At 70.4% G+C, this 362-nt stretch carries 1 protein-coding gene; it reads left to right on the top strand.

Annotation, left to right across the window (positions count from 1 at the left end):
* Positions 1-52 precede the first annotated feature (52 nt).
* The coding region (locus tag SB753_RS35370; RefSeq protein ID WP_410804724.1) for a hypothetical protein at positions 53-362 on the top strand (310 nt) is incomplete at its 3' end.

The following is a 362-nucleotide window of genomic DNA, read 5'->3' as shown; positions in this document are numbered from 1 at the left end:
GGGGAGCCGTTCCGCATCGGCGGACAACGGCAGCGGCATCGAGGCCGGCACTATGAACCGGCCACACCGCACGGAGGCCGCGTCCACGGCGTACGCAATGTACTACGTGGACGCGGCGCCGGAACTGCTCTACACGACCGATCCCGCCAACTATCTGCGCCAGCGCGCGCTGCTCACGCCGGCGGGCCGGCTGGAGCGCGAATACGCGCTGCAAGCGCTGCTCGAGGAACTCGTCGTCGCGCGGTGGGTGGCGAAGCGCGAAGCGGAACGCCGCGCGCAGCAAGCCGCGCCGTTGCACGCCGCTTTGCAGCTGCCGGCGCATCAGCCAGTTGCAAGCGCAGACGATGACGACGCGCACAGCC

It is taken from the genome of Paraburkholderia sp. SIMBA_053 (assembly GCF_046534895.1).
Taxonomy (GTDB): domain Bacteria; phylum Pseudomonadota; class Gammaproteobacteria; order Burkholderiales; family Burkholderiaceae; genus Paraburkholderia; species Paraburkholderia caledonica.
This window is presented reverse-complemented; position numbering and strand designations above follow the sequence as displayed.